General features: G+C 70.9%; 5 protein-coding genes and 2 pseudogenes. 2 read left to right on the top strand and 5 right to left on the bottom strand.

Annotation, left to right across the window (positions count from 1 at the left end; translation table 11 throughout):
• A pseudogene (locus O3Q52_RS43390) lies at positions 1-731 on the top strand (serine protease); the annotation flags it as partial.
• 138 nt (positions 732-869) lie between these two features.
• Entirely contained in the window at positions 870-1,826 is a 957-nt protein-coding gene (locus O3Q52_RS43385; protein WP_079053425.1) for a bifunctional riboflavin kinase/FAD synthetase, read from the top strand.
• 104 nt (positions 1,827-1,930) lie between these two features.
• Here O3Q52_RS43385 and O3Q52_RS43380 read toward each other — a convergent pair.
• From O3Q52_RS43380 to O3Q52_RS43360, 5 genes and pseudogenes are all read right to left on the bottom strand, one after another.
• Positions 1,931-2,955: pseudogene (locus O3Q52_RS43380) on the bottom strand (ABC transporter ATP-binding protein).
• Positions 2,955-3,962 carry an ABC transporter ATP-binding protein gene (locus tag O3Q52_RS43375; RefSeq protein ID WP_269654030.1) on the bottom strand — a complete coding sequence of 336 codons (1,008 nt, stop codon included), beginning with the start codon at positions 3,960-3,962 and terminating at the stop codon, positions 2,955-2,957. Before O3Q52_RS43375 ends, O3Q52_RS43380 begins: the two are co-directional and overlap by 1 nt.
• Entirely contained in the window at positions 3,959-4,906 is a 948-nt protein-coding gene (locus O3Q52_RS43370) for an ABC transporter permease (protein ID WP_269654031.1), read from the bottom strand. Before O3Q52_RS43370 ends, O3Q52_RS43375 begins: the two co-directional genes overlap by 4 nt.
• 23 nt (positions 4,907-4,929) lie before the next feature.
• Positions 4,930-5,997, bottom strand: coding sequence for an ABC transporter permease (locus tag O3Q52_RS43365; RefSeq protein ID WP_269654029.1), 1,068 nt, complete (start codon positions 5,995-5,997; stop codon positions 4,930-4,932).
• A 58-nt stretch (positions 5,998-6,055) separates the two neighbouring features.
• Positions 6,056-7,894: an ABC transporter substrate-binding protein gene (locus O3Q52_RS43360; protein ID WP_269654028.1), complete on the bottom strand. Its 1,839-nt coding sequence runs from the start codon at positions 7,892-7,894 to the stop codon at positions 6,056-6,058.
• Positions 7,895-8,442: the final 548 nt, after the last annotated feature.

Below are 8,442 nucleotides of genomic sequence, written 5' to 3'. Positions count from 1 at the left end.
CCCTCGCGCGCTTCAGGGCGGGCGACCCGCGCCTGCCCGCGAGCGCGCTGGTGGCGGCGCTGGCGACGCACCCGGAACCGGTCCTCGCCGCGTTCGGCGACCGTCTGCGCGAGCCGGACACGGGCGAGGCGCTGCGCACGCTCGCCGAGGTCACCACACCCGCGCTGGCCCGCCGCGTCGCCGTGCTCGTACGGGATGTCGTGGAGCGGCGTCCGGAGGCGGCCGCGCATGTGGCGGCGTACGTCGACCGGCGGCTTGAGCACGGACCCGCCGCCCGTTCCGTGCTGTATCCCCTGGTCACCGGGCTGCTCGACGGGGGCAGGCCGCAGCTGCGGGCCGCGCTCGCCGAGGTGTTCGCGGCACCCGGCACGCCCGTGGCCCATCCGCTGCGCCGCGAGTTCCTGGATCTGCTGCTGACGCGCGAGCACGACCCGGTGGTCCTCGACGCGCTCGTACGGGCCGCCGCGGAGGGCGCGGCCCGCAGCGTGTCCCGCAGCGGTGAGGAGCACACCCGTGCGCTGGTCCACAGCGCCGGCCTCCTGCTCGTCCGCACCCCGGACGGCGCCACCGTCTTCGACCGGGCCCTGCTCGACCAGAGCCGCCGGATTCCCGGCTTCGCCGCCCTGGTCGCCGGCTGGCTCACCGACGCTCCCGAGGACTGGTCCACCCTGGTCGGCCCCAGCACGCGGCGCATGATCGAGAACCTGACGGGAGCACGGGTTCCGGTGTGACCGCGCGCGCTCCACGGCCACCACGTGCCCCCTGTCACAGCGCCCCATGCCGATGCGGGCCGAGCGGACCCGGCATGGCACTCTTAGAGCTGCGTAATGAGGCAGACACGGACACGGGTTCGACGAGGAGCGGTCACAGTGCAGCGCTGGCGTGGCTTGGAGGACATCCCCCAGGACTGGGGGCGCAGCGTCGTCACCATCGGCTCGTACGACGGGGTGCACCGCGGACACCAGCTGATCATCACGCATGCCGTGGAACGGGCGCGTGAGCTGGGCGTCCCGTCAGTGGTCGTCACCTTCGACCCGCACCCGAGCGAGGTCGTGCGTCCCGGCAGCCACCCGCCCCTGCTCGCCCCGCACCACCGCCGCGCCGAGCTGATGGCCGAGCTGGGCGTCGACGCGCTGCTCATCCTGCCCTTCACCACCGAGTTCTCGAAGCTGTCGCCCGCCGACTTCGTGGTGAAGGTCCTGGTCGACAAGCTGCACGCCAAGGCCGTCGTCGAGGGCCCCAACTTCCGCTTCGGCCACAAGGCCGCGGGCAACGTCGCCTTCCTCTCCGAGCAGGGCAAGACGTACGACTTCGAGGTCGAGGTGGTGGATCTCTACGTGACCGGTGAAGCCGGGGGCGGCGAGCCCTTCTCCTCCACCATGACCCGGCGGCTGGTCGCCGAGGGCGATGTCGAAGGGGCACGCGAGATTCTCGGGCGCCCGCACCGCGTCGAGGGCATCGTCGTGCGCGGCGCCCAGCGCGGCCGTGAGCTGGGCTTCCCCACGGCGAACGTCGAGACGCTCCCGCACACCGCGATCCCCGCCGACGGCGTCTACGCCGGCTGGCTGCACGCGCAGGGCGAGGCGATGCCCGCGGCGATCTCCGTCGGGACGAATCCGCAGTTCGACGGGACCGAGCGCACGGTTGAGGCGTACGCCATTGATCGGGTGGGGCTTGATCTGTACGGGTTGCACGTTGCCGTGGATTTTCTGGCCTTTGTGCGGGGGCAGGCGAAGTTCGAGTCCATCGAGGCGTTGCTTGAAGCGATTTCCGACGACGTCAAGCGGTCGCGGGAGTTGATCGAGGCCTACGACGGCGGGCGGTAGTTGCCCCGGCCCGCCGCGTTGTTGGTTCGCCGTGGCGGTGGGTGTTCGGGTGCGGCGCCGTCGTGGCTTGTCGCGCAGTTCCCCGCGCCCCTGAAGGGGCGCCCCTACCGCACCGCAGATGCCCTCGCCCAGTGGCATGCCACCTGTGCGCCGCCTCCTCCGTCCAGTACCGGTAGGTCCTCGGCTCGGCATGCGTTCGCGACGCCTGCTCGTTCGGCCTCGCCGGTTGCCAGGATCTGGCAGCGGGCGTGGAAGCGGCAGCCGGTGGGGATGCGGGACGGGTCCGGGGGCTCGCCGGTGAGGACGACCGGGTCGCCGGGGGCCTCGGGAGGACCGACAACAGGGCCTGGGTGTAGGGGTGCTGAGGGGCTGTCAGAACGTCTTCCACCGCTCCCGTCTCGACGATCCTGCCCAGGTACATCACCGCGACGCGGTCCGCGATGTTCCACGCGAGGCCCAGGTCGTGGGTCACCACCAGGGCGGACAGGCCGAGTTCGGAGCGCAGTCGCAGGAGCAGGGCCAGGATCTCGCCGCGTACCGACGCGTCCAGGGAGGCCACCGGCTCGTCGGCGACGATGAGTTCGGGCTCCAGGACGAGCGCGCCCGCGATGACCACACGCTGGCGCTGGCCGCCCGAGAGCTCGTGCGGGTAGCGCAGGAAGAAGCGCTCAGGGGGGCGGAGTCCCGCCCGGGAGAGGGCCGCTCCGACCGCCTCGCGCTCGTCGCCCGCGTATCGGTGGATGCGCAGGCCCTCGGCCACCGCGTCGTACACCGTGTGCCGGGGGTTGAGCGAGCCGCTCGGGTCCTGGAGGACCAGTTGGACGCGCTTGCGGTACGCCTTGAGGGCGCGCGAGGAGTAGTCGAGGGGGCGGCCCGCGAAGGTGACACGGCCTGCGGTCGGTGGGACGAGACCGAGGAGCGAGCGCGCCAGGGTGGTCTTGCCGCAGCCCGACTCGCCGACCAGGGCGACGATCTCACCGGCCCGGATGTCGAGGTCCACTCCGTCGACGGCCCGCGCCCGGGCGGTGTCGCCGCGCCGGGCGGGGAACGTGACGTGCAGGCCCTCGGCGCTCAGCAGGGGAGCGGAGGGTGCCGGGGGTACCGAGGGGACCGTCGCGGTCGTCGTCATCAGGTGGTCCTCGCTTCTTCCGCCACGGCCACGGGGCCCACGTGTACGCAGGCCGCCCTGCGGTCCGGAGCCGCCGACCGCAGCGCCTGGTCCTCCGCGGCACACGAGTCCAGCGCCACCGCGCACCGCGGATGGAACGTACAGCCGCCCGGGAGGGCCGCGGGATCCGGTGGATCACCGGGCAGCCCGCGCGGCGCGAACCGCGACCCGGCGTCCCCGATCCGCGGGAAGGCCGCGGACAGCGCCTGTCCGTACGGGTGTTGGGCGTCCTCGTACACCTGCCGGGCCGGGCCCTCCTCCACCACCCGCCCGGCGTACATCACCGCGAGCCGGTCGCAGGTGTCGGACAGCACCGCCAGGTCGTGGCTGATCATCATGAGCCCCAACTCCTGCTCGGAGACCAGCTGTTGGATCAGCCGCAGGATCTGCGCCTGGATCATCACGTCGAGCGCGGTCGTCGGTTCGTCGGCGACGACCAGGCGGGGATCGCAGGCCAGGGCCATGGCGATCATCACGCGCTGGCGCTGGCCGCCGGACAGTTCGTGCGGATACGCGGACGCGCGCGCCGCCGGAAGGCCCACCTGCTCCAGGAGTTCGCCGGCCTTCTTCCGCGCGCCCGCCGGGGTCGCCTTCCTGTGCAGCAGGATCGGCTCGGCGATCTGGTCGCCGACGCGGTGCACGGCGTTGAGGGAGTGCATCGCGCCCTGGAACACGATCGAGGCACCGGCCCAGCGGACCGCCCGGACCCGCCCCCACTTCATGGTCAGTACGTCCTCGCCGTCCAGGAGGATCTCCCCGGTCACCCGGGTCCCGGCCGGCAGCAGCCGCAGCAGTGCGAGCGCCAGAGTGGACTTGCCGCAGCCCGACTCGCCCGCGATGCCGACCTTCTGGCCCGCGTTCACGGTGAGGTTCACCCCGCGCACGGCGGCCACTCCTCCGGCGTACGTCACCTCCAGGTCCCGTACGTCCAGCAGGGGTTGTGCGGTCGGAGTGCTCGGCGTCTTCAACGGGTCACCCCCAGCTTGGGGTTGAGGACGGACTCGACCGCGCGCCCGCACAGTGTGAAGGCGAGGGCCACGACGGCGATCGCGATGCCCGGCGGCACGAGGTACCACCACTTCCCGGCGCTGACCGCGCCCGCCTCGCGCGCGTCCTGGAGCAGACCGCCCCAGGAGACGACCGTCGGGTCGCCGAGGCCGAGGAACGCGAGCGTTGCCTCGGCGAGGATCGCGGAGGAGATGATCAGGGTCGTCTGCGCCAGCACAAGGGGCATGACGTTGGGCAGGACGTGCCGGGACATGACGTGCCAGTGGCCGCCGCCGAGCGCCCTGGCCCGCTCGATGTACGGCCGGGACTCCACGCCGAGGGTCTGCGCACGCACCAGCCGTGCCGTCGTCGGCCAGGTCGTGACACCGATCGCCAGGATGATCGTGCCGAGCGAGCGGGACATCACGGTCGCCAGCGCGATCGCCAGGACCAGCGTCGGCATGACCAGGAACCAGTCCGTGATCCGCATCATCACCGTCGCGTACCAGCCGCGGAAGTGCCCGGCGGTGATACCGATGAGCGCGCCGATCGCGACCGAGAGGACGGCCGCCAGCAGCCCGACAAGGAGGGAGACCCGCGCCCCCCACACCAAGAGCCCGAGCAGACTGCGCCCGAACTGGTCGGTGCCCAGCGGGAATTCGACGCTCGGGCTCTCCATGGGCCGCCCCGGCGCGTTCGTCACGCTCTGCACGTCCGAGCCCACGGTCAACTGCGCGGTGAGCGCGATCAGCGCGAAGAGAGCGAGGGCGGCCAGACCGAAGACGCCCGCCCGATGGGTGCGGTACCGCTGCCAGAAGCGGGCGGCGGAGCGGCGGCGGCGCTGCCACGCGAGTGCGCGGGGACCGGCCTTCTGCGGCGAGGGGGCTTCGGAGGGAGCCACCGGGGGAGGCGCCTCGGTGGTCATCGGCTCGTCCGGGTCCGTCGTCGTCATCGGCCCACCCTGGGGTCGAGCAGCGGATAGATCAGGTCGGCGAGCGTGTTCATCACGATCACCGCGGCGGCGAAGACGAAGAACAGCCCCTGCACCAGCGGCAGATCGGGCACGCTCAGCGCCTGGTAGAAGAGCCCGCCGAGGCCCGGCCAGGAGAAGACCGTCTCGACCAGGATCACGCCCGCGACGGTCCGGCCGAGGTTGATGAAGATCAGCGTCATCGTCGGCAGCAGTGCGTTCGGCACGGCATGGCGACGGCGTACGAGATCGTCCCGCAGGCCCTTGGCCCGGGCCGTCGTCAGATAGTCGCTGCCCATCTCGTCGAGCAGCGCCGAGCGCGTGACCAGCAGCGTCTGCCCGTACTCGACCGCGACCAGCGTCACGACGGGCAGGACCAGATGATGGGCGACATCGAGGACGTACGCGAAGCCCTGTTCGTCGCCGGACTCCATGCCGCCCGTCGGGAAGAGACCGGGGACCGGCCCGATGCCCACCGCGAAGACGATGATCAGCAGCAGCCCCAGCCAGAACGACGGGATGGAGTAGAGGGTCAGCGCCAGACCGGTGTTGAGCCGGTCGCCGAGCCGGCCGTTGCGCCAGGCCGCCCGTGTGCCGAGGAAGACGCCGAGGGCCGTGTAGAGCACGAACGACGTGCCCGTGAGCAGCAGCGTGTTCGGCAGGGCCTCGGTGATCTTGTCGATGACGGGCGCCCGGAACTGGTACGACGTACCGAGATCGCCGGTCAGCGCCTTGCCGCAGTAGTCCGTGAACTGCTCCCACATGGGCAGATCGAGCCCGAACTCCCGTCGGTACGCGGCGAGTTGTTCGGCCGAGACCTGCCGCCCGCCGGTCATGAACTTCACCGGGTCGCCGGGGATCAGCCGGAAGAGGAAGAAGCTCGTGACGAGGACGGCGAGCAGCGAGACGGCCGCGCCGCCCAGCTTGCCCGCCACGTACCGCGGATATCCGGCGGTGGTGCGCGCCCACGGTCCGCGCGCCGACGGACCGGCCGGGGCCGGACCGTCGGTCTTCCCGACCAGAGAGGGTGTCGCTTCAGCGGTCATGAACGGTTCTCAACTCTCGATCACTCCCGACTGGCTGGCTGTGCGCGGTACCGGGCCGCTACTCGCGGTCCTCGGCGGTCGCGCGGTGGCGCATCGCGAAGAACGCCCCGAGACCCGCCAGGACGACGACACCCGCGACGATGCCGATGATGACGCCTGTCTGGCTGGAGTCGTCGGAGGACTCGCTGGCGGCGGCCGGAGTCGCCGACCACCAGCTCCAGTAGCCGTCCTGGCCGTAGATGTTGCCCGCAGCCTCCGGCATCTTCGTGATCGACGCGATCTGGTCGGTGCGGTAGGCCTCGACCGCGTTCGGGTACGCCATGACGTTCATGTACCCGGTGTCGTACAGCCGCGACTCCATCCGCTTGACGATCTCCGCCCGTTTGGCGGGGTCGTACTCGGCGAGCTGCTGCGCGTACAGCTCGTCGAACTTCTTGTCGCAGATGAAGTTGTCGGTCGCGCCGATGTCCTTGGGTGTCGCCGGGAGCGCGGAGCAGGTGTGGATGGAGAGGACGAAGTCGGGGTCGGGGTTGACGGACCAGCCGTCGAAGGCGAGGTCGTACTCGCCCGCCAGCCAGGGATCGCTCACGTTGTCCCGGCAGTCGAGCTCGACGCCGATGCCGAGCTTGCCCCACCACTCCTGCAGGTACTTCCCGACCGCCTTGTCCTGCGGGTCCGTCGCGTGGCAGAGGACGCGGTAGGTGACCGGCTTGCCGTTCTTGCCGACGAGCTTGCCGTCACCGTTCTTCGGATAGCCCGCCTCCTTGAGGAGCTGGGCCGCCTTCTCCGGGTCGTACGTGATCTTCTGGCCGTCGGACGGCTGCCAGTAGTACGTGGAGAAGCGCGGCGGGATGTAGCCCTCGCCCTCCTGCGCGTGGCCCTGGAAGACCTTGTCGACGACGGTCTGGCGGTCCACGGCCATGAACAGGGCCCGACGGACCCTCTGGTCGAGCAGCGACGCGTGGCCGTCGCCGAACTTCTCGCCGTCCTTCGACTGCGCCCCCGGGTTGGTGGCGAGCGCGTAGAAGCGACGCCCCGGCGCGTCGTTGACCGTGACGTCCGCCTGGCCCTTCAGCGCCGCCGCCTGCGCGGGGGTGAGCCCGGAGACGAACGACACCTCGCCCTTCTGCAGGGCCGCGACCGCCGCGTCACCGTCCTTGTAGTACTTGAACACCAGCTCGTCGAACTTCGGGGCCCCGCGCCAGAACGACTTGTTGGGCTTCAGCCGTACGTAGCTGTCGGCCTTGTAGCCCGTGAGGATGAACGGGCCGTTGCCGACGACGGGGAAGGACTTGTCGTTGTTGAACTTCGAGAAGTCGTCGACCTTCTCCCAGACGTGCTTCGGCACGATCGGCACGTCCAGCGCGGCCATGGTGGCCTGCGGCTTCTTCAGCTCGATGACGAGCTTCGTGGGGCTCGGGGCGGTGACCTTCCTGAAGTTCGCGACGAAGCTTCCGTTCGCGGTGGCCGCGCCCTCGTCGGTCATCATCGTGTTGAACGTCCACGCCGCGTCCTCGGCGGTGGCCTGCTTGCCGTCGGACCACTTGGAGTTGTCGCGGATCGTGTAGGTCCAGGTGAGCTTGTCCGCGGACGGCTCCCACTTGGTGGCAAGACCCGGGACCGCGTGGTTGTCCTTCGGGTCGTAGTTGGTCAGGTACTCGTACGTGAGCCGGTGCATGCTCGTACTGACCAGCCGCGCCGCGAGGAACGGGCTCAGCGAGTCGACGCTCTGCGCCACCGCGACCGTCAGGACCTTCTTGCCGTCGGCCTCGGCCTGTTGGGGCGCCGGGTTGAGCGGGGTCACGAGACCGACCGTGAGGGTGAGGGCCGCGGCGCCGGCGGCCGCGAGGAGGCGGAGGACCGTGCCTCTCGCGCCGTACTCGTCGTGTGTGTCCATGGGTCGCTGACCTCGCGTCATCACTCGCACGGAGATGGGCTGTTGCACTGCTCGAACCGGTGACCGCGGCCGGGCAGATGTGAGTGTCTATCAGCGCCGGTCGGCACGCGTCAACGGCCGGGGAACCCCGTGTGGCCTGCGGAAATAACGAGTTGACGCGGATTTCACGGTCATTGGTTCAGACCGGTGAAGGGGCCCTGGTCGGAGCGTGGCGGTAGAGAACGTGGCTGGTGCGGTGGCGTTTTGGGCCGCGGTGGGCGGGGCGCGTCCGGGAGGTGTCCGGGGGTACGCGAAGGGCCCGCGCCGTGACTTACCGGGCGGGCCCTTCGGGGTGGAACGGGAGCGGCGAGTTCGGCCGTATGGGTTACGGGTGACGCCGGTTACTGGTGGGGCGGCGGAGGCGGCGGGGTCTGACCCTGGGGGGCCTGGGGAGCCGGAGGGTCCTGGACGCCCTGGTCCGCCTGCGGGGGCTGGTAGGGCTGACCCGGCTGGAATTGCTGGCCCGGGGCCGGCGCGGGGGCGTTGGGGTTGAAGGGCTGGCCGGGGGC

Source organism: Streptomyces sp. ActVer, from assembly GCF_027270795.1.
GTDB lineage: Bacteria > Actinomycetota > Actinomycetes > Streptomycetales > Streptomycetaceae > Streptomyces > Streptomyces umbrinus_A.
Note: the sequence above shows the minus strand (reverse complement) of the source record. Positions and strands in the feature narration are given on the sequence as shown.

Bases quoted from the DNA above. Each gene is read 5' to 3' on its own strand.
- O3Q52_RS43370 (WP_269654031.1), bottom strand. From the start codon at position 4,906: ATGACCACCGAGGCGCCTCCCCCGGTGGCTCCCTCCGAAGCCCCCTCG.
- O3Q52_RS43365 (WP_269654029.1), bottom strand. From the start codon at position 5,997: ATGACCGCTGAAGCGACACCCTCTCTGGTCGGGAAGACCGACGGTCCG.
- O3Q52_RS43360 (WP_269654028.1), bottom strand. From the start codon at position 7,894: ATGGACACACACGACGAGTACGGCGCGAGAGGCACGGTCCTCCGCCTC.